The 20,116-nt window shown below is 74.2% G+C and carries 15 protein-coding genes and 1 pseudogene; 9 read left to right on the top strand and 7 right to left on the bottom strand.

The features are described from left to right. Nucleotides 1-72: 72 nt before the first annotated feature. From MRQ36_RS21805 to MRQ36_RS21780, 6 genes are all read left to right on the top strand, one after another. Nucleotides 73-1,629 (top strand): glycosyltransferase family 39 protein, encoded by a 1,557-nt coding sequence (locus MRQ36_RS21805; RefSeq protein ID WP_242798177.1) that lies wholly within the window; start codon nucleotides 73-75, stop codon nucleotides 1,627-1,629. 112 nt (nucleotides 1,630-1,741) lie between these two features. Further along, nucleotides 1,742-3,568, top strand: a complete 1,827-nt coding sequence (locus MRQ36_RS21800; protein WP_242798175.1) for a glycosyltransferase family 2 protein — start codon at nucleotides 1,742-1,744, stop codon at nucleotides 3,566-3,568. Next, complete coding sequence (locus MRQ36_RS21795) at nucleotides 3,568-4,575, top strand: glycoside hydrolase family 26 protein (protein ID WP_242798173.1); 1,008 nt, start codon at nucleotides 3,568-3,570, stop codon at nucleotides 4,573-4,575. Before MRQ36_RS21800 ends, MRQ36_RS21795 begins: the two co-directional genes overlap by 1 nt. A 58-nt stretch (nucleotides 4,576-4,633) precedes the next feature. After that, nucleotides 4,634-5,026 (top strand): hypothetical protein, encoded by a 393-nt coding sequence (locus MRQ36_RS21790; protein WP_242798171.1) that lies wholly within the window; start codon nucleotides 4,634-4,636, stop codon nucleotides 5,024-5,026. After that, a complete protein-coding gene (locus MRQ36_RS21785; protein WP_242798169.1) occupies nucleotides 4,957-5,991 on the top strand; it encodes a type VII secretion protein EccE in 1,035 nt (344 codons plus the stop codon). Before MRQ36_RS21790 ends, MRQ36_RS21785 begins: the two co-directional genes overlap by 70 nt. A gap of 691 nt (nucleotides 5,992-6,682) precedes the next feature. Next, nucleotides 6,683-7,360, top strand: coding sequence for a hypothetical protein (locus MRQ36_RS21780; RefSeq protein ID WP_242798167.1), 678 nt, complete (start codon nucleotides 6,683-6,685; stop codon nucleotides 7,358-7,360). A 59-nt stretch (nucleotides 7,361-7,419) separates the two neighbouring features. On the opposite strand, the gene eccCa is transcribed toward MRQ36_RS21780, so the two are convergent. After that, on the bottom strand, nucleotides 7,420-11,382 hold the full coding sequence (eccCa, locus tag MRQ36_RS21775) for a type VII secretion protein EccCa (protein WP_242798165.1): 3,963 nt from the start codon (nucleotides 11,380-11,382) through the stop codon (nucleotides 7,420-7,422). A gap of 215 nt (nucleotides 11,383-11,597) precedes the next feature. Here eccCa and eccD point away from each other — a divergent pair, with 215 nt between their 5' ends. Then, nucleotides 11,598-12,974: a type VII secretion integral membrane protein EccD gene (gene eccD / locus MRQ36_RS21770; protein ID WP_242798163.1), complete on the top strand. Its 1,377-nt coding sequence runs from the start codon at nucleotides 11,598-11,600 to the stop codon at nucleotides 12,972-12,974. Between the two features lie 6 nt (nucleotides 12,975-12,980). Continuing rightward, nucleotides 12,981-14,357, top strand: a complete 1,377-nt coding sequence (eccB, locus tag MRQ36_RS21765; protein ID WP_242798161.1) for a type VII secretion protein EccB — start codon at nucleotides 12,981-12,983, stop codon at nucleotides 14,355-14,357. A 15-nt stretch (nucleotides 14,358-14,372) separates the two neighbouring features. Here the strand turns inward: eccB and MRQ36_RS21760 are convergent, their stop codons facing one another. Together MRQ36_RS21760 and MRQ36_RS21755 are read right to left on the bottom strand one after the other, a co-directional pair. After that, nucleotides 14,373-15,605, bottom strand: coding sequence for a S8 family serine peptidase (locus MRQ36_RS21760; protein WP_242801286.1), 1,233 nt, complete (start codon nucleotides 15,603-15,605; stop codon nucleotides 14,373-14,375). 37 nt (nucleotides 15,606-15,642) lie between these two features. Beyond that, nucleotides 15,643-16,170 carry a hypothetical protein gene (locus MRQ36_RS21755; RefSeq protein ID WP_242798159.1) on the bottom strand — a complete coding sequence of 176 codons (528 nt, stop codon included), beginning with the start codon at nucleotides 16,168-16,170 and terminating at the stop codon, nucleotides 15,643-15,645. Nucleotides 16,171-16,244: 74 nt separating this feature from the next. Between MRQ36_RS21755 and MRQ36_RS21750 the strand changes: the two genes are divergently transcribed. Continuing rightward, nucleotides 16,245-17,120, top strand: coding sequence for a hypothetical protein (locus tag MRQ36_RS21750; protein WP_242798157.1), 876 nt, complete (start codon nucleotides 16,245-16,247; stop codon nucleotides 17,118-17,120). On the opposite strand, the gene MRQ36_RS21745 is transcribed toward MRQ36_RS21750, so the two are convergent. The 4 genes and pseudogenes from MRQ36_RS21745 to MRQ36_RS21735 all read right to left on the bottom strand — a co-directional run bounded on the left by MRQ36_RS21745 (nucleotide 17,080) and on the right by MRQ36_RS21735 (nucleotide 19,952). Next, nucleotides 17,080-17,934, bottom strand: a complete 855-nt coding sequence (locus tag MRQ36_RS21745) for an SseB family protein (RefSeq protein WP_242798155.1) — start codon at nucleotides 17,932-17,934, stop codon at nucleotides 17,080-17,082. The two genes, MRQ36_RS21750 and MRQ36_RS21745, sit on opposite strands and share 41 nt — an antisense overlap. Further along, nucleotides 17,931-18,413 (bottom strand): SMI1/KNR4 family protein, encoded by a 483-nt coding sequence (locus MRQ36_RS21740; RefSeq protein WP_242801284.1) that lies wholly within the window; start codon nucleotides 18,411-18,413, stop codon nucleotides 17,931-17,933. Before MRQ36_RS21740 ends, MRQ36_RS21745 begins: the two co-directional genes overlap by 4 nt. 166 nt (nucleotides 18,414-18,579) lie before the next feature. Further along, nucleotides 18,580-18,762, bottom strand: a pseudogene (locus tag MRQ36_RS34515) (HNH endonuclease); the annotation flags it as partial. Between the two features lie 134 nt (nucleotides 18,763-18,896). After that, nucleotides 18,897-19,952 carry a hypothetical protein gene (locus MRQ36_RS21735; protein ID WP_242798153.1) on the bottom strand — a complete coding sequence of 352 codons (1,056 nt, stop codon included), beginning with the start codon at nucleotides 19,950-19,952 and terminating at the stop codon, nucleotides 18,897-18,899. Nucleotides 19,953-20,116 lie beyond the last annotated feature (164 nt).

The following is a 20,116-nucleotide window of genomic DNA, read 5'->3' as shown; positions in this document are numbered from 1 at the left end:
TCCGCCGAACCGCCGGGCTCGACGCGTGCCGTCGTCCCGCGGGAACCACGAAGTCCGGGGCCTTACATCACCATGCGGGCAACCAGCACCGACCAGACGGCGATCATCGTTCGTATCCCGGCGGAGAGCCCGGCACTCGCGGCCAACGAGCCGGCGGTCTGGAAACCCACCGCGGAGGACCAGCCCGCCGAGCCGGAGCCGTTGCGCAACCCGCGGTTGACGATGCTGGCCTGGCTGCTGCCGATGCTGGTGCTGGCCGGCATCGGCTCGTGGGGACTGGCCACCCCGGGGCTCAGCGAGGACGAGCTGGCCACCTGGGGCATGGTCTCCATCGGCTGGACCGACTTCCGCGAGGTGATGGCCAATGTGGACGCCACCGTCGGCCCGTACTACGTGGTCGAACGGCTGTGGGTCGCCCTGGTCGGCGACTCCGACCTGCTGCTGCGGCTGCCGTCGCTGCTCTTCGCGGTCGGGGCCGCCGGGCTGGTCGCGGCCATCGGGATCCGCCTCGGCGGACGTCGGGTCGGGCTGGCAGCCGGGCTGATCTTCGCGGTACTGCCGGGGGTGTCGCGCTACGCGCAGGACGCCCGGCCGTACGCGCTGGTCCTGCTCGCCGCCGCCTGGTCGACGTACGCCCTGCTCCGGCTGCTCGACCGGCCCCGCGCCGCGGCCTACCTGCAGTACGCGCTCGCCGTCCTGCTGCTCGGGTCGGCGCACGTGGTGGCGCTGCTGCTGCTCCTGGCCCACCTGCTGATCGTGGTCCGGACGGAGCGCGACCGGCGGGTGCGGCTGAGCTGGGCCGGCGCGGCGTTCGTCGGGCTCTCCCCGGTCCTGCCGATGCTCTATCTCGGCGGCGCGCAGAGCGGCAGCCAGATCGGCTGGATCCCACCGCTGAGCTGGGACCGGCTCGCCGAGACGCCCGACCGGCTCTTCGGCGCCACGATCGTCGCGGGCGCGGTGCTCGCGCTCGCCCTCTCCGCGCTGTCGCTGCGCCCCCCGGCGCAGGTGGCGACGATCTGGGCCCTGGTGCCGGCCGCCGGGCTGGCCGTCGCCGCGCTGGTCACGCCGCTCTGGGTGCCCCGCTATCTGCTCTTCGTGGTGCCGGCCTGGGCGTTGCTGGCCTCGATGGCGCTGCGCCGGCTCACGGTGCTGCGCGGGCTGGTGGCCGTGCTGGGGATCGCCGTGGTGGCGGTGCCCGCCCAGCAGGCGGTGCGGACCAGCTACGGCCACGACTTCGCCAGCCGGGACATCTCGCTGATCGTCCGGTCGCACCGCGCACCGGGCGACGCCGTCCTGTTCGGACCGTTCACCGACGGCGACCAGCGGACCAGCCGGGACGCCTTCATGCGGTACCTGTCGCCGACCGAGCGCCCGGCCGACAAACTGATGGCGCGACCGCCCCGCACCGGCGGTACGCTCGGCGCGCAGGAGTGCCCCGACCGCGAGGTCCCGTCGTGCTTCGGCTCACCGGCCCGGGTCTGGGTGATCCGCAAGGGGAGCTACCCGAACATCCTGCAGAACATCGGTGCGGCCAAGGAACAGCTCCTGCGGACGAGCTTCGTCCAGTCGCAGACCTGGTCGGTGAAGGGCTTCACCATCGCCCTGTACTCCCGCAAGCCGACCGCCTGACCTCGGGGGACGCATGACGGCGACGACACGCCACGAGCCAACGGTCGGGGGCGCCCCGGCGGGCCCGCCCCGGCGGCCGGCACGTGACCCGTCCGGCACGGACGAGACCGCGGTGCTGGACGCGCGCGAGGTGCGCGGCCTGCTCGCCGCCGGTGACCCCGCGACGGAACTGCCCACGGTACGGGACCGGCGCCCGCACAGCCGCGCGGACGTGGCGCCCCGACAGCGCCGGTCGTCCCCCGGGGAGCAGGCCACGCCGAGGCGGCCCGAGCGTCCCCGGAGCACCGACCGGAGCGACCGCCACGACGACACGTACGACTGGATCGCGGACCTGCGCGGCGCGGACCTCGACGCGGACTCCGGTCCGCTGCCCTCCCGGCCGGTGGTCGACGCGGCGCCCGGCGGCGACCCGGAGCCGCTGCTGCCGCCGCCGAGCGACGAGGAGATGTCGAGCTACCGGAACCGTCGGCTGCCGGTCCTGCTCGGCGCGTCACTGGTCAGCTTCGGCTCGCTGATGGTCAGCCAGGTGCTCTTCCTGCGGATGTCCCCGTGGCTGTGGTTGTTCGTCCCGGCGATGGCGTTCACCGTGGTCTACTACCTGATCTCGCTGGCGGTGAACGTCGGCACGCCCGGCTTCGACCTGGCCCGGCACCGCCGGCTCGTGGCGGCGTGGCGACCGACCCGCTACCCGTCGGTGGACGTCTTCCTGCCGGTCTGCGGTGAGGCGCTCGACGTGCTGGACAACACGTGGCGGCACGTGCACCGGATGGCCACCCACTACCCCGGCCGGGTGTGCGTCTACGTGCTGGACGACTCGGTGTCGAGCGAGCGCGAGGAGATGGCGCTCTCCTACGGCTACGTGTACCAGCGGCGGCCCAACCGGGGCTGGTACAAGAAGGCCGGCAACATGCGGTACGCGTACCAGCGCACGCTGGGCGACCACATCCTGGTGCTGGACGCCGACTTCACGCCCCGCGCGGACCTGCTGGACCAGCTGCTGCCGTACTTCGACGACGAACCCGACCTGGGCATCGTCCAGTCCCCGCAGTACTTCCGGGTGGAACGCCGGCAGGGTTGGCTGGAGCGGGGCGCGGCGGCCGTGCAGGAGCTGTTCTACCGGTCGGTGCAGGTGTCCCGGCAGCACCACGAGGCGGCCATCTGCGTCGGCAGTTGCGCGATCTACCGGCGTACCGCGCTGGACGCCATCGGGGGTTCGACGCTGATCGAGCACTCGGAGGACGTGCACACCGGCTTCGACATGCGCCGCCAGGGCTGGCGGTTACGGTACGTCCCGGTGCCGCTGGCCGTCGGGCTCTGCCCGGCCGACCTGAACTCCTTCTTCACCCAGCAGTACCGGTGGTGCGCCGGCTCGATGAGCCTGCTCGGTTCGACGAAGTTCTGGAACCTGGAGATGCGCCTGCGGCAGCGGCTGTCGTACTTCTCCGGCTTCTGCTACTACGCGCACACCGCGCTGTTCACCTTCGCCGGTCCGCTCGTGCCGATCGTGATGCTCTGGTTCTTCCCGCAGTACGTCCGCCTGGAGCACTACCTGCTCATCGTGCCCAGCGTGCTCTACAACTTCGCGGTGTTCCCGCTGTGGCACCGCACCACGTACCGGTTCGAGACGTGGACGGTGAAGCTGGTCTACGGCTGGGCGCACGCCTTCGCGATCTGGGACCTGCTGCGCGGGCAGACGATGGGCTGGCAGCCCACCGGCTCCACCGCGAAGAAGTCCCGCACCCGGCGGCTGCGGGTCGGCATCGCCGTGTGGAGCCTCGGTGCCGCCCTGACCTGGACCCTGCTCGCGGCGCTGCGGATGCGGACGGTGGACATCGCCACCTTCACGCCGGCGTTCCTGGCCGGCACGGTCTTCCTGGCCACCGTCCTGCAGGCGCTGCTGGTCGATCCGGTACGCGACGTACCGGGAGAGGAGAAGTGATGCGGACCCCGCACCTCCTCGTCGCGATGTCGCTCTTCGTGGTGGGCGTCTTCGGGTACGCGGCCCTCGCCCCCGAGCAACCGGCGGCGCCGAAGGCGCGGCCCGGCGTGCCGGGGGTGGCCGCCACGCAGGGCGTCTCGCCGTCCGCCGCGCCGACCGTCTACGACGTGGCCCACCTGGTCCGGCCGGCCGGGAACTATCTGGGCGTGGCGATCTCCGGCGCGCCGCAGGACATGAGCCGGGTCGACGCGTTCGCCGGCCGGATCGACGGCAAGCCCAACATGATCACCATCTACGAGAGCTTCGACGACGACTTCGCCGCCTCCGAGGTCCGGGCCATCTACCGGTACGGCGCCCTGCCGATCGTCCGCTGGGAGCCGTTCAAGCAGGGCATGGCCGACATCGCCGCCGGACGTTTCGACGAGTACATCTCCGAGTTCGCCACCGACGTGCGGACCCTGAACGTCCCGATCGCGCTGACCATCGCGCACGAGATGAACGGCCACTGGTATCCGTGGGGCACCCAGCAGACCGGTCCCCGGGACTTCGTCGCCGCCTGGCGGCACATCCACGAGCTGTTCGCCCGGGCCGGCGCGTCCAACGTGATCTGGACCTGGACCCCGAACGTCATCAACTACCTGCGCAAGACGCCGCTGAAGCCGTACTGGCCCGGTGCGGACTATGTGGACTGGGTCGGCATCGACGGCTACTTCACGCACAAGGGCGACCAGACGTTCGAGGACCTGTTCCGGCCCACCCTGACCGAGGTGCGCAGGTTCGCCAGCAAACCGGTGCTCATCGTGGAGACGGGCAGCGAGTCGGGATCCATGCGGGCGCGGGCGGTGACCCAGCTGTTCAGCGTGGTGGCGAAGGACCCGAACATCATCGGCTTCGTCTACTTCAACGCGCGGGGCTCCGGCGACTGGCGACTCGACCAGGACCCGCGCGCGCTGAACGTTTTCCGTACCCATCCGGATCGGGACGCCTTCTCCTTCACCGTAAGGTGAGGGCTCTTGTCGGCGTCCATAGAATGATCCCGCTCAAGGTCCCACGGGGAGGCGACTGGTGAACGAAGGCGACGGCTACCCCGGGCACGCGTCCGGCCGCGCCACCCCGGTGAGCAGCGGTTATCCGACCGCCGCCCCGATGCATCCGTCGCCCGCGTCCGGTGGCGTACCGGCGCTGGTCCCCCCGGTCGGCGCACCGCCGCCCACCGCCGGGGCGCCCGGCGGTCCGGCGCAGTCCACCACGGACGACGCGGGGGTGCGGGCCGTACGCCGGCCGGGGCACCTCGGCTCGCTGAGCACCGGCCAGATCCTGGTCGCCGAGGCCGCGCTCCTGATCGCGGTCGCCGCCGCGACGCGTGGCCCGGTGCCTGGCCGGCCGCTGTGGCGCTGCTGCTGGTCACGCTCGCCTTCGCCCGCCGCCGCAACCGGTGGTGGCTGGAGGACCGGGTGATCGCGTGGCGGTACCGACGCCGGCGAGGCGGCGGCCGTCGACGGCGCGGCCGAGCCGGTGCTCGCCGCGTTGCGTACGGTGGCGCCCGGCCTGACCGTCCGCAGGTCTCCGCGCCCGACGGGGCCCGCGTCGGCGTGGCCCGGGACGACGCCGGCTGGTTCAGCGTCGTCGCGCTCACCCCGACCGCGCCGGTGCACGCCGACGGCGCACCGGTGCCGCTGGACGCGCTGGTGGGCGTGCTGGCCGCCACCGAACAGCCGGGCGTGGTGCTCCAGCTGGTCAACCAGACCGTGCCGGCACCGAGCCTCGACGTGCCCTCGGCGTCCCCGGCGGGCGCGTCCTACCAGCAGCTCAGCAACGCCCTCAGCCCGATCGCCGTACCGGCGCACCGGGAGTCGTCGGTGAGCGTCCGGATCGACGCCCGGAGTCTCGCCGAGGCCCTGCTCGACCACACCGCCGACGCCGAGGCCGCGGCGGCTCTCGTCGCCAGCCTGGGTCGCCGGGTCGCGACCAGCCTGCGCCGGCTCGGTATCGCCTGCCGGGTGCTGGACACCCGGGATTTGGTCGCCGCGCTGGCCCGGTCCTGCGACGTCGAGCCCGGCGGTGACGGCTCACCGGTCCGCGAGGAGTGGACCCGGTGGCACTCGGCGCAGCTGGTGCACCGCACCTTCTGGCTGCGCACCTGGCCGGCCTCGACCGGGGCGATCGGTGCGCTCTTCGACCGGGTGGCGGCGACACCGGCCGCGCAGACCAGCATGGCCCTCGTGCTGGACCCGGCCGGCGGTGACGACGTGGCGGTACGTGCCCTGATCCGGCTGGCCGCCCGGCCCGACGACGACATCGCCGCCCTGGAGCGGGCCCTGACCGAGGGCGTCCGGCGGCTCGGTGGGGACCTGCAGCCGCTCGACGGTGAACAGGGGCCGGCCGCCTACGCGACGGCGCCGACGGGAGGTGGAGCGGGATGACGTATCCGGACCGCGACGGGGCCTGGCGGCCACCGTCCGCCCGACGGCCGAGGACGAGTCCCCAGCCTCCGGCCCCGCCGCAGCAGCCGACCGCCCCGGGGCAGCAGTACCCCGGGCAGCAGTACGGACGACCGCAGCCCGGGCAGGTGTACCGCGCGCAGCAGCGCCGGGCGGACCGTCCGGCCAGCCGGCGGGCCCGATGTCCCCACCGCCCGGTGGGGCTACCCGGCCGCCGTCGCGCCGCCGGCCGGCGGATACCAGGCCGGCGTCGCACCGCAGGCCGGCGTGTACCAGGCGGCCGCCGCGCCACCGCCCGGCGGGTACCAGGCCGACGCGGCGCCGCCGCCCGGTGGTACCAGGCCGGCGTCGCACCGCAGGCGGTCGCCGGGCCGCAGGGCGTGCCGCAGCAGGCACCGGCGCCGCTGCCGCCACCGCCGATGCTGGCCCGACGTCCCGCGGCCGAGGCACCGGTCTCGGCCGGACCGCCGTGCCGGCCGACACGGCGAGCGCGGACGGCGAGACGAGCGCCGGTACGGCGGCCCGCCGGCTGGCGGCTCCCGCCGTGACGGCCGCCCCGTTGGCCGCGCCGGCAGCCTGGCCGCCGCCGGGTCCCGGGCCGACGGGCCGCAGGACGGCGGCCCGCCCGCGAACAGCGCCGCGCTCGCGGAGCCGGACCGGCCCGTCGGGCCGGATGTCGCGCCTGCACATCGGCTGGCACTCCATCTCCCGGGCGGCGTTGAGCCGGGTCGCGGTCGCCCCGGCCGCCGGCGCGGGCCTGATCATCGGACGCGACCGGCAGCACGCGGCGGTACCGCTGCGGCTGTTCGCGCCCGAGCCGGTACGGGCCACCCTGGTCGGCGGCGTGTGGGTGGCGCAGCTGCTCGTCTTCCGGGCGTTCTCGCTGGGTGCCCGGGTCACCGTGGTCACCAACGAGCCCCGCGCGTGGGCCGGCCTCGGCGAGCGGGCCACCGGGCAGTACAACCGGCTCACCGTGCTCAGCAGTGATCAGGGCCTGACCGGTGGGGGCACGGCGCAGCGGCCGATGCTGACCCTCTACGACTTCGGCACGACCGGCCCGGCCACCGCGCCGCCGCTCGGTCCGTGGCGTACCCAGCTCACCATGTTGCGCCAGCTGGACCGGGCGGGGGTGGCGGCGCTGCAGGACGCCCAGTTCACCCTGCTGCAACGGCTGGGCAGCGCCGAGGCGGCGCTGGCCGCGTCCGCGCTGCGGCTGCGTCCGCACAGCAGCCAGTTCCTGCAGTTCATGGCGGACGACATGATCGCCCTGGTCGAGGAGGGCACGGACCGGTACGTCTTCCTCGCCGAGACCGCCGTCGAGCAGCAGCAGGTCGGCGCCCCCCGCCGCTGACGCCCGGTCCGCCCCGGTGCGGGGCGAGCCGGCCGGGCGCGGGGCGATCCGGGCGTGGGTCAGCGGGTGGGTGGGGTCCAGGCGAGTTGGACCAGGCGGTTGCCGTGTTTGCGGGTGACCATCCAGGCCCGGCCGGGCGGCAGGACCTGGGGCTTGAGGGTGCCGAAGAGCGGACCCTCCTCGCGCGGGCCGGACATCATGATGCCCGGCGAGGCCAGCTCCCGGATCCGGCCGATCACCGGGTCGAACATCGCCCGCGAGGCGCCACCGATCCGCCGCGTGAGGATCACGTGCAGACCGATGTCGCGGGCCTGCGGCAGGAACTCCAGCAGCGGCAGCATCGGGTTGGTGGCCGCACCGGCGACCAGGTCGTAGTCGTCGACCAGGATGTAGAGCTGCGGGCCCTTCCACCAGCTGCGGGCGTTCAGCATCTCGGGCGTGACGTCCGGGCCGGGCAGCCGCTCCCGCATCGCCGCGGCCACCTGGCTGACCAGGTCGGCGGTCACCTGGTGCGAGGTGCCGTACCCGATGGTGTGCGCCGGGTCGACGCAGCCCAGCAGGCTGCGGCGCAGGTCGATCAGGAGCAGCCGCGCCTCGGCGGGCGTGTGGCTGGCTGCGATCGACCGCGCCAGGCTGCGCAGGAAGGAACTCTTGCCGCTCTCCATGTCGCCGAAGAGCAGTGCGTGCGGCTCGGCGTCGAAGTCCAGCCAGACCGGCTGCAGGTCGGCCTCGGCGATGCCGATCGGCACCAGGCCGCCGTGCGCGGGTGGCAGCGCCTCGTACGGCAGTTCGGCGGGGAGCAGCCGCACCCGGGGCGCGGGCGGCCCGGTCCAGTGCTCGTTGGCGAGCTTGACGTACTCGGCGACGGCGTCGGAGAGGTCGTCGACGCGCTGCTCCCGGTCGATCCGGGGCAGGGCGGCGAGGAAGTGGTGGCCGTCGGGGGTGAGGCCGCGCCCGGGGGCCTGCTCCGGCACGTTGACCGCCTCCCGGCGGTTGATCACCGAGTCGGCCGGCTCGCCCAGGCGCAGCTCGATCCGGGTGCCGAACACGTCGCGGATCTGCGCCCGGATGTCCATCCAGCGGTTCGCCGCGGCGACGACGTGGATCCCGAAGCCCAGACCCCGGTTGGCCAGCTCGTTGATGGTCGGTTCGAGGTCCTCGAACTCGGTCCGCATGGTGGACCAGCCGTCGATCATCAGGAACACGTCGCCGAACGGCTCCTCGGCGAACCGGCCCTGCGCGCGGGCCCGCCGGTACGCGGCCGCGCCCTCGATGTTCTGCCGGGCGAACAGCTCCTCCCGGGACCGCAGCAGCCCGTGCAGCTCGGCGACGGTACGCCGGACCCGGTCCACGTCCCGCCGGCTCGCCACCCCGCCCACGTGCGGCAGGTCGGCGAGCGCGCTCAGCGGTCCGCCACCGAAGTCGAGGCAGTAGAACTGCACCTCGCGCGGCGTGTGGGTGAGCGCCAGGCTGGTGATCAGGGTGCGCAGCAGGTTGGACTTGCCGGACTGGGCGGCGCCCACCACGACCACGTTGCCGGCCGCGCCGGACAGGTCCAGCCACATCGGGTCGTGCCGCTGCTCGAACGGCTTGTCCACGACGCCGCAGAGGGCGTGCAGCGTGCCGTACCGCTCCGCCGCGTCGACGGTGACGCCCCGGTCGGGCAGGGTGACCAGCGGCGGCAGCATCTGGCCGAGGGTGGGCGCCTGCTCCAGCGGCGGCAGCCACACCTCGTGCGCGGCCGGGCCCCGGCCCTCCATCTGCCGGACCAGCACCTCCAGCAGGGTGTCCCCCACCACCTTGGTGTCCTCGGCGGCCCGCTCGGCGTCCGGGTCCTCGGCGGGCTGCTCGTCGCGCAGCGGGGCCACGTAGTAGGTGGTGAAGTCGCGGATCGGGTCACCGAGCCGCACCCCGGCGGCGGCCAGCGCCCGGTCCTGGCGCACCGCGCCGGAGACGTACGCGGCCTTCAACCGGACCAGCCCCTCGGTGCCGGTACGCAGGTAGCCGTGCCCCGGCGACCGGGGCAGCTCGTACGCGTCGGGGGCGCCGAGCACCGCCCGGCTCTCCATCGACGAGAAGGTCCGCAGGCCGATCCGGTACGACAGGTGCGACTCGAGCCCGCGCAGCCGCCCCTCCTCCAGCTTCTGCGAGGCGAGCAGCAGGTGGATGCCGAGCGACCGGCCGACCCGTCCGATCTGGACGAACATGTCGATGAAGTCGGGCCGGTGGCTGAGCAGTTCGGAGAACTCGTCGACGATGAACAGCAGGCTGGGCAGCGGCGCCAGCGGCACCCCCGCCGAGCGGGCCCGCTCGTAGTCGCGCTGCGAGGCGTAGTTGCCGGCCTTGCGCAGCAGCTCCTGCCGGCGGGTCAGCTCACCCTGGATCGCGCCGAGCATCCGGTCGACCAGGGCGAGTTCGTCCTCCAGGTTGGTGATCATCGCGCTGGTGTGCGGCAGCCGGTCCAGCGAGGCGAAGGTCGCCCCGCCCTTGAAGTCGACCAGCACGAAGTTGAGGATCTCGGGGCTGTGCGTCACCGCCAGCGCCAGCACCAGCGTGCGCAGCAGCTCCGACTTGCCGGAGCCGGTCGCGCCGACGAGCAGACCGTGCGGTCCCATGCCGTCCTGGGCGGACTCCTTGAGGTCCAGCTCGATCGGGCGGCCGTCGAGCCCGACGCCGATCGGCACCCGCAGCCGGTCCCGGTTGGGCCGGCTGGCCCACAGCTCGTCCAGGTCGAGCTGGTAGGGGTCGTCCTGTTCGAGCAGCTCGGTGAGGCCGAGGTCGTGCAGCACCGCGTTCTGCTCGCCGTGCGACACGGCGGACATCCGCAGCGGGGCCAGCTCGCGGGCGAGCACCTCGGCGCAGGCCAGGTCCAGCCCGTCGGCCCGGCCGACGGTGGTGCTGCCGTCCATGGTGGTGCCGGTGACGGTGCCGTCGGCGGCGACGTCGAGCACGACGGAGCTGTCGTCGAGCAGCCGGGGCGGCGGCCCGGACAGATCGAGGATGGTCACGCCGGCCACCCCGCCCTCGGTCATCAGGTGGTCGGACCCGGCGACCGAACCGCCGTCGATGATCACCAGGACGTGCGGGCCGGCCGGCGCCGGGCCGCCCGGGTCGAAGCGGGGCCGGTTGACCAGCACGTCGTCGAGCATCGCCTCCAGCGCGGCCACCCCGGGCGCGACCAGCCGGACCGGTCCCACCGCGTCGGTCTTGTCGGGGTGCTGCACGTGCGGCAGCCACTTGGCCCACTCCCAGCGGGAGCGGTGCTGGTCCGGCACGCAGACGCCGATGAGCAGGTCGTCGGGGGCGTGGAAGACGGCGATCTGGGCGACCAGCGCCCGGGCCAGGTCGCGCGCCGCTTCGTCGCCGCCGCGCAGGTAGATCCGCGAGAAGTCGCGCAGGGCCACTGCGACCGGCAGGTCCGGCACCACGGAGTACGTGTTGACGAACTTGCGCAGCGCCATCGCGCAGAGCGGTTCGAGCTCGTCGACCGGCCGGGTCTGCGGCGGCACCAGGCGGGTGGCGACCTCCTGCGCCCCGACGGCGACCCGGACGACGGTGAAGTCGGCGTCACCGCGGCGGCGTTCCCACAGCCGACCGCTGTCCACCAGGGTCCAGAGCGTCTCCGGGTCCGGGTTGCGGTAGTACATCGCCTCGCGCTGCTGCCGGATCGTGTTGCGGACCTGGGCGCGCAACTGGGAGAGGTGACGCAGGTACTGCCGGCGGGACTCGATCATCTCGCGCTTGCCCGGACCGGTGGTGTTGGTGACCATCATGGCGATCATGCCGAGGATGGAGACGCCGTACATGCCGCCGGCCACGTAGGTCAGCGGACCACCCCGCTGGACACCCATCATCAGGCCCATGGCCGCGGCGCCCGCGCCCATCGGCAGCACCATGAGCATCCGGGTCCAGCCCTTGCCACCGGCCGGCGGCACCTCGGGCGGCGGGTCGAGCAGCAGCTCGCCGGACGGCATGGTCGGCGCCGGACGGCGAGGAGGGCGCTTGACGATCGTGACTGTCACGCTGTTGCTCTCCCCATAAGCGACGGATCGGTGCTCATCCTAGCCATCGACGGCCGACGCGATCTGCCGCACGTCCGACCGGCCGGATCCCGTTCCGGTACGCCGAATGCGGCCCCCACCGGCGCGGACCGGGCCTGCTAGGTTGTCGGGCGAACATCGGCGTCCTACAAAGAGGTGACCGCGTGACCTCACCGGTTGGCCCAAGCCTGGCCCGGGTGACCGTCGATGCGCCGCAGCGTCGGATGGACATCGCCCTTCCCGACAACATGCTGGTGGCCGAGCTGCTGCCGCACCTGCTGCGGCATGCCGACGGAGCACTGGGCGAGACCAGCGAGCGCAACGGCGGCTGGGTGCTGCGCCGGGCCACCGGCGCCGCCCTGGAACCGCACCGCAACCTGGCCGCGCAGGGGGTCCGCGACGGCGAGCTGCTGCACCTCAACCCGGCCCGGGAGGACTGGCCGGAGCTGGCGTACGACGATGTCGTCGAGGTGATCGCGAGCGGTGCGCGCCGGGCCGGGCAGTCCTGGGGCGCGGCGGCGACCCGACGGTGCGGGCTGGCCGTCACGGCCGTGGCGCTGCTCGCCGGGTTGGCCGGTCTCGCCGTCTCGGGGCCGACCTGGTCGACCCCCGCGGTGATCGCCCTCGGGGTCGCGCTCGCGCTGGCCTTCGGCGGCGTCCTGCTGTCCCGCGCGTTCAGCGACGCGAACGCCGGTGGGGTGGTCGCCGCCGCCGGCCTGCCGTACGCGTTCCTGGGCGGCGCCTGGCTGCTGGCCCCCGCCGACGGGGGTGTCCTCGGCTTCGGCGCGTCCGGCCTGCTGCTGGGCAGCGCCACTCTGCTGCTGTTCAGTGTCCTCGGGCACGTCGGCGTGGCGGGCCTGCCCCGGCTCTTCGTCGCGGGTGTCGCCGCCGCCCTGACCGGTCTGCTCAGCGCGCTGCTCTGCCTGGCCGGCATCTCCGCCACCGGCGCCGCGGCGGTGGCCCTGACCGCCGCCATCGGCCTGCTGCCCGCCTATCCGGTGGTGGCGAGCTGGATCGGCCGGCTGCCCTTCCCGGACCTGCCGAACCGGGCCGAGGAACTGCTCAAAGACAAGCCGATGCCGCGTCGCAACGACGTGTTCGCCGCGGTGGTACGCGCCAACGAGGTGTTGACCGGCCTGCTGCTCGCCGCAGCGGTGTGCAGTGTGCTGGCGATCGGCTATCTCACGGTGCGCCGGGTGAGCCTCGCCGGTGTCCTGCTGGTGGTGGCCGCCGTGGTGGCGCTGCTGCTGCGGGCCCGGCTGCTGCCGACGCCGCAGCAGCGGGTGCCGCTGCTGGTGGCGGGCTTCACCGGCCTGGCCGTGCTGGCGCTCGGCAGCGCGTACGCCGCCGGTGGCCCCACCCCGGGCCTGCTGCTGCTGGCCGGCGCGGTGGGCGTCGCCGGGGTGGCGCTGCCCGCCGCGATCGTGTTCAGCCGCCGGTCGCCGTCGCCCTACCTCGGTCGGGCCGCGGACATCCTCGACGTCCTGGCGATCATGTCGCTGATCCCGCTCGCCTGCGCGGTGATCGGCATCTTCCGGACCGTCCAGGGGCTGTTCGCCTCGATCGGTGGGTGACCGGGCATGGCTTCCCGTCGCGATCAGCTGCACTCCTACCAGTTCATGAACCAGCGGGTCATCTCCGCGTTCGTCATGCGCGAGACCGACCCGGCCCAGTCGCCGCTGCGGCGCGGTGTGGGCGCGCTCTTCGGCGGCCTGATGGTGGCGGTGCTGATCTGCGCCGGCTTCGGCATCTACGGCATCCTCACCCGGGTCGGCACCGACCGGTGGAAGACCGAGGGTGCCGTGGTGGTGGAGCGGGAGACGGGCGCCAGCTTCGTCTACCGGGGCGGCCAGCTCAACCCGACGCTCAACTTCGCCTCGGCGAAGCTCGCCGCCGGCCGGCCGAACCCGCAGGTCTTCCAGGTCGCGGCGAAGTCCCTGGCGGAGGTGCCGCGCGGCGTCACCATCGGCATCCCGGGCGCTCCGACGTCGCTGCCCGACTCAGGCCGGCGGGCCGGTCTGCCGTGGACGGTCTGCGCGGTCCCCGGTGACCAGCCGAGATCGGTGCTGCTGGTCGCGTCCGCCGGCCCGGCCGGCACCGACCTCGGTGACCGAGGGCTGCTCGCCAAGGACGCCGCGCTGGGCATGAACTATCTGGTCTGGCACGGCCGCAAGCACCTCGTGCAGGATTCCCGCACCACGGTGCCGGCGCTGTTCGGGGTGGTCCGGAGCCTGCCGGTGGGCACCGCCTGGCTGAACGCGATGCCGTCCGGGGTGGACATCACCGCCGTTGCGGTCACCGACCGGGACAAGCCGTCCGACAAGGTGCCCGGCCGCCGCAACGGTGACGTGCTGATCGCCGCGACGGGCAGCGGCGACCAGTACTACCTGGTCCTCGACGACGGTCTCCGGCCGATCACCAAGCTGCAGCAGACCGTGCTCAACGCCCGCTTCCCCGGCACGCCGATCCCGGTCACGGTCAACGCGGCCACCCAACTGCCGGTCAGCAGCCGGGCGGGCGGGGACGACCCGGCGACCCAGCCGCCGGCCGTACCGCCCGCGCTGGCCGGCACGAATCCCGGTGAGACGGTCTGCGCGGTGACCCGGAACGCGGCGGAACCGCCGAGCGTGTCGGTCGGCGCCGCGGCGGCCGGTCTGGCCGGCGCGGTCCCCACCTCGGCGACCGACCGGAACGGGCGGGCGCTCGCGGACGCGGTGCTGGTCCCGGCCGGGCGGTTCGCGCTCGTCCGGGTGCCCGGCTCCGGCGGCTACGTCGTCGTGACCGACCTGGGCATCCGCTACGCGGTACCGACCGCGGACGCGCTCGGCATGCTGGGTTACCCGGCCGCCTCGGCCGTCGACGTGCCCACCGCGCTGGTCAGCCTGGTGCCCGCCGGGGTGACGCTCGATCCGGCCGCCGCGGCGAACCCGGTCACCGGACTGTCCCGGACGGGGTGACGGCGGCCGGCCGGCTCAGTTCGGGCGGGACCCGGCCGGTTCGTCGGCCAGGAGCAGCACCGGCGGGCCCGGCTCGACCGGCTCGTCGACGACGGGCAGCACCGGGGGAAGACCCGGCCGCCAGCGCCGGCGGCGGGCCGCCGCGGTCATCACCAGCACGCCGACGACGGCGAGCACCGCGAGCAGCGAACCGCCGAACGCGAGGTCACGCCGGCGGCGTTCCGTTCCGCTCTCCGCCAGGGAACCACCGGCGACCCTGGGCAGCGGCCGGGCGCTCGGCGTCACCACCCGGTTGGTGAGGGCGGCGTACGGGTTGACCACACCGGCGCCGTAGGTCTCGTCCAGCGGGGCGGGGCTGGCCGTGGCGACCAGCGCCCGGACGATGTCCGGCCCGACCAGGTCCCCGCGCTTGGCGCCGACCAGCGCGGCCGAGGCGCCCACGAAGCCGGCGGCCACCCCCGTGCCGTCGACCAGCACGATCCCGCGCCCCCGTTGCAGGGTCGGTACGCCGACACCCGGCGCGACCAGGTCGACGAAGTCCCCGGCCGGCGAGTCCGCCCAGATCCGGCCGTCGGCGTCGACCGCGCCGACCCCGAGGACCCCGTCGTACGCGGCCGGGTACGGCTTACGGGCACGGTCGCCGTCGGCGCCGTCGCCCGTACCGGTGGCCGCCACCAGCACGATCCCCCGACTCACCGCGTCGGCCACGGCGTCCCGCAGCGCCCTGGTGTCCCGGTCGACGGGGGTGGCGACGACGATCACCTGGACCTTCCGCGCGACCGCCCAGGAGATGCCCCGGGCCAGCCACGCCGGGTCCGCGACCGGCGTGCCCGCGACGTCGTCCGGCACCACCCGGACCGGTTGGATCTGCGCGCCCGGGGCCAGGCCGACGGCCGGGCTGCCGTCGGCCGGCTGCGCGGCGATCACCCCGGCGACCTGGGTGCCCGTGCCGGCGCAGTCGGTGTCCGCGCGGCCCCGGCCGGAGACGGCGTCGAAGCCGGGCAGGACGTGCCCGCGCAGCTGCGGCTGGTCGGCGTCGACACCGGTGGAGAGCACCGCGACGACCGCGCCGCCGCCCCGGGTGAACGGCCACACCGCATCGGGCGTGAGCATCGCCCGGGGCCACGGGGGCACGGCACCCACCCGGGCCGGTTCGGCGCAGTTCGTGCCCGGCGCCGCCGAGGCCGGCACCGGCACCAGAACGCCGGACAGGACACAGGCCAGCACGGCGGCCAGGCGGCGACTCATCGACAGCACCGCCCGATGATATTCGGGTGGACCCGCCCTACGGGTGACCGGCCAGGGTGGCCCGTCGGGTGGTCAGGTCGGCCCGGTGGAAGCGTTCCGGGGTGCGGTCCCGCAGCCGGCGGCCAGCGTCGCTGAAGAACGCCGCGTCCGGCAGCACCTCGGCGCCGGCCGGGAGGAACTTCAGCGCCTCGTCGAGGCAGGCGACGGCGGTGGCACGCCACTGCGCGGCCTCGTCCTCGGGCACGTCCGGCAGGCCGGCCGCCAGCGCCATCATGTCGGCGATCTCCACCCACTGCCCCGCGTCGAACAGCACCGACGGGTCGTCGGCCGCCCCGAACGTGACGGTCGCGCCGGGACCCGGCGGGGTCGGCCGGTCCGGCAGCGCGAACACGACCTCGCGCGGCAGCCCACACTGTGCACACTCGCCGTGGTAGCGGCGGGCGAGCACCCCGTTCCGGTCGACCAGGGACTCCGCCCAGGCCACCTCGACTCCGCTGCATTGTGGACAGCCGTGCAGGTCCAGATAGAGGTGGGCTTCGTCACGGGTGCGGGGCGCGGGCAACACGGCACGATGATATGTCCATCGACTGTGGCGGGCGGTAACCTGTCCGTCGCTGTTCGCCGACCCCGAGGAATGTCATGCGGAAACGGATCGTCGTGGGTGCGCTCGTCGTGCTCCTCGTCCTCGTCGGCGCCGCGGCCGTCGCGGTGAGCACGGTGTGGAAGCCGGAGAGCCGCGAGCAGATCGCGGCACGGCTCACCGGCACGGGGAAACGGTTGACTGAGGCCGGGACGGCACGCGTCACCTTCACCTCGGAGATGAAACCCCAGTTGGGCGGCCGGAAGGTGACGCTCCAGGGCACCAGCCTGGTCAGGTTCGGCGACCGGCCGTCGTGGGAGACCACCTACACGCAGATCGCGGCCACCGGTCACCCCACCCTGCAGGCCAAGGGCGTGCACGTGGACGACGACACCTACTTCACGTCGCCCAGCATGGTGGCCGAGGACGGCCGCCCCTGGTTCGACTCCCACACCCTGGCCGACTGGGGCAGCGGGTTCTCCGACCCCGACCTGGGGGTCAGCGACCTCATGGTCTGGCAGCGGTTCCTCGACGACGTCAGCGAGCAGATCGCCGCCAACGGCGAGACCGACGAGCTGCCCGACGTCAAGGGCGCACCCCACGAGTACCGGTTCCGCTGCACCCCGAACCACGACGTCTTCTGCCCGCCGCCCTTCCGGACCTCGCTCGATCTGGTGTTCAACCGGGTGGTCCCGCCGCTCTTCTCCGTCTGGATCGACGACGCCGGCCGGCTGCGCCGGCTCGACGTGGAGACGAGCGTGCTCTACGTCGACGACGGCCGGGGCACCGACGACGGGTACCAGCACCCGCAGGACGAGTGGGAGATCCGCACGTCGTTCACGCTCGACCAGTTCGGCACCCCGGTGACCGTCACCGCCCCGCCGGCCGACCGGATCACGCAGAGTCGGCAGGTGAACCTGAAGGCGTCAGCGTGAGCAGGAAGAGCACCTCGTCGGCGCCGACCTCGATGCCGTCGTCGCCACCGGGGTTGACCGACAGGCCGTGACCGCCGGGCCAGACCGCCAGCGCGAACGGCAGCGCCACCTCGACCGTCGGCGGCGGCTCGGGGTGGCTACGGGCCAGCGCCTCGGCGGTGGTGAACACCTCGATCACCTGACCCGGGCCGGGCAGCCACGGGAAACCGGGCTCGAGGATCTCCTCCGCCTCGACCGGCCGGGTGGTGGGGATCAGCACCAGCATGTCGAGCAGGCGCTCCAGATAGCCGTACACGTCGCCGGCCCGGGCGGCGGCCCGCAGCGCCGCGGCCGGATCGTCGTCGGGATAGTCGCCGGCCGCGTGCAGCGCCCGCAACTCCGCCTCGACCGCCTCGTCCTCCTCCGCGGCGGTCGCCAGCTCGGCCAGCGTCGGCACCGTCACGTCGCCGACCGCGGCCTCCTCGACGCCCTCGATCGACAGGTACGCGTCGACCGGCGTGCCGGGGTTGATCGCCAGCCGCCACTGCGGGTCCGGCCACTTGCGCCGCAGCTCCGCGTAGTTGGTGACGGTGTAGCCGTTGACCGCCCCGCCGAACTGGCCGGCGAGCGCCTGCACCGACGTGAACACCGGCAGGAAGACCTCGTCGAAGGCGTGCACGGTGAGGAACCGCTGGGCCACGGAGTCGTCGCCGGCGATCTGCGGCAGGAACAGGTCCGCCACCGCGACCAGCTGGAAGTACGCCTGCCGGTCGTCCTCCCCGGCCGCCAGCAGCATCGCCTGCTCGACGTCGTTGGCCGGTTGCCAGTCCCTCACGCGGTGTCCCTCCGGTGCGAGCGGGGCAGCAGCGCCCCGCAGCCGTCCGGCGCGGCGAGCTCCGCGCCGGCCGCCACGTTCGCCGCCAGTTCCGCGAGATCCGACGGTACGGGACGCAGCCCGGTCCAGAACGTGGCGAAGTCGTCGGCCACCCGCCGCATCAGCCGCTCGCAGACCTCCTCGGCGGTGAAGCCGTCCCGGTCGCGCGGATCGTCGTCGTCGAGCCAGCCCACCGCGCCGGCGTCCGCGCCGCGCAGCCGCAGGGTGAGCAACCCACCCTGGACGTGGCCGATGGCCAGCCAGTCGGCGGTCAGCCGGTCGCCGAACCAGGCGTTGACGTACCCCAGGTCCTGGGCGCGGTCGTCGCGGAACCCGAACAGCGGCTGGTCCAGCACGAACCCGAAGCCCGGGTGCACGGCCGGCTGCGCGGGCGCTCCCCCGTTGGTCCGGCCGAGGAAGTCGCGGTAGGCGGCCGGCAGGCGTACCCCGAACAGGTCGTCGGCCCGGGCCAGCGCGGCGTCGGAGAGGCGCTCGGTGACCAGGATGCGCGGCGCGGCGCCGGCGCGGGCGGTGAGCCCGCGCCCCGCCGTGGGAGGCGCCCACGCTGACCCCGCCGAGATGCCGGAAGCCGGCGTGCAGCTCGGCCGGGACGAGCGCCAGGTGCCGGGTCTGCGCGACGTGCGCCCAGGTCCAGCCGGGCGGGGTGCCGACGCTGCCGGTCCAGAGCGGGTCGTCGGTGCCGCGGGCGACCAGCTCGGCGGCGCACACGTCGACCACCCGCGCCTCGTCGACGGTGAGGTCGGCGATGACCGGCGGCAGCGCCACCATGAGGCGCGCGTAGGGCGTCCAGTCCGGGAAACCCCACGGGTCCACCGGTACGCCGTGCCGGTAGCGCACCCGCAGCATGGGCGCGGCGGGGTGGGCGGTACGGAAGGCGTAGCGCGCGCCGGCGATCCGCTCCCTCACGGCCGGGCCGCGATCTGCCGGGCCTCGCGCACCATCTCCCAGGCCTGCTCGGCCGACGGTCGACGCCGGTCGTCGCCGGCCCAGCCGTCCTCGGTCCAGTCCCGGTCGTCGATCCGGTGCCGGCGGGCCCACTGCTTCGTCGCCGACTCCAGCCGGTACCACCGGCCCTGGTCCGCCCGGAGCGCGAGCTCGATCTCGCGGTACGTCGCCAGGGCCGCCGCCGCGTCACCGAGGCTGCGCCCGGTCAGCTCGTCCCGGCCCGCCAGGTCGGTCAGCACCTCGAGGTACGCGGCGCGCACGGCGGAGATCCGGCCGGCATCCAGCCGCGCACCGTCGCGCTCGCGCAGCGCCCGCCCCATCGGCGTCCAGACCGCCTCCTCCGGCACCCGGGAGGCACCCGGCGGCACGAACTTGAGCACCTCGTCCAGCGCCGCGGTCGCCGCGACCAGCCGCCCCCGGGCCCGGTCCCGGTCGGCCGGCGGCAGGTCCCGCGCGCCGGGCGGCACCAGCGCGGCGTACCGGTCGGCGACCCAGAGCCACTGCGCGGCGTCGATCAGCCGGGACGGCTCGCGGTCGCCGTAGCCGAACCCGAGGGGGCCGGCCGGCACGTACGGGACGGACGGCAGCCGGTAGACGACCGCCCGGGAGGCACCGCAGGCGGTGCAGGTCTGGGTGTAGCGCCGACCGACCTCGTCGTCGTCGCCGAGGTCCACCCCGGCGCTGCTGATCTCGCCGCCCCGGCCACCGCACGGGCACGGCGTGAGGTCGAGGTGCAGGTGCGCCTCGTGGTGGGTCCGTGCGGGCAGGTGGCTCGGGTCGTGCCGGCGATCACGCTCGGGATACTGCCCGGTCTCCGGGTCCTGGCCGTTGATCAGCCGGAACTCGCGCTCCAGCTCCTCGAGTTGCTCAGCTGTCGGCTGGCCGGGGCGGTCCGGGTGATGGTCCTCCTCCCAGTCCCCGTTGGTGATGCCGTGCCGTTCCTCCCAGGCGCGCTGGGCCCGGTCCATCGCCATCTGCCTGCGCGCCCGCGCCGGATGCATGTCGAAGGCCATGCCGGCCGACTCCTCTCCCCCGTACGGCGTCGCTCTCCCGCCGGTGACTCCCCTTGCGACCGTATCGCGAACCGTCGAACCGCTCGGCCCGTACCCGGGTCGTTCGACGCGGGACTATCGGCGGAAGGCCATGCCGGCCGAAGGCCGGGGGAATATACAGACCG

Source organism: Micromonospora sp. R77, from assembly GCF_022747945.1.
Classification (GTDB): domain Bacteria; phylum Actinomycetota; class Actinomycetes; order Mycobacteriales; family Micromonosporaceae; genus Micromonospora.
The sequence above is the reverse complement of the archived record's forward strand: the minus strand, read 5'-3'. Positions and strand labels throughout refer to the sequence as shown.

Coding starts and splice junctions, on each gene's coding strand:
- MRQ36_RS21805 (WP_242798177.1), top strand. CDS start 73: ATGCGGGCAACCAGCACCGACCAGACGGCGATCATCGTTCGTATCCCG.
- MRQ36_RS21795 (WP_242798173.1), top strand. CDS start 3,568: ATGCGGACCCCGCACCTCCTCGTCGCGATGTCGCTCTTCGTGGTGGGC.
- MRQ36_RS21780 (WP_242798167.1), top strand. CDS start 6,683: ATGTCGCGCCTGCACATCGGCTGGCACTCCATCTCCCGGGCGGCGTTG.
- eccB (WP_242798161.1), top strand. CDS start 12,981: ATGGCTTCCCGTCGCGATCAGCTGCACTCCTACCAGTTCATGAACCAG.
- MRQ36_RS21760 (WP_242801286.1), bottom strand. CDS start 15,605: ATGAGTCGCCGCCTGGCCGCCGTGCTGGCCTGTGTCCTGTCCGGCGTT.
- MRQ36_RS21750 (WP_242798157.1), top strand. CDS start 16,245: ATGCGGAAACGGATCGTCGTGGGTGCGCTCGTCGTGCTCCTCGTCCTC.
- MRQ36_RS21735 (WP_242798153.1), bottom strand. CDS start 19,952: ATGGCCTTCGACATGCATCCGGCGCGGGCGCGCAGGCAGATGGCGATG.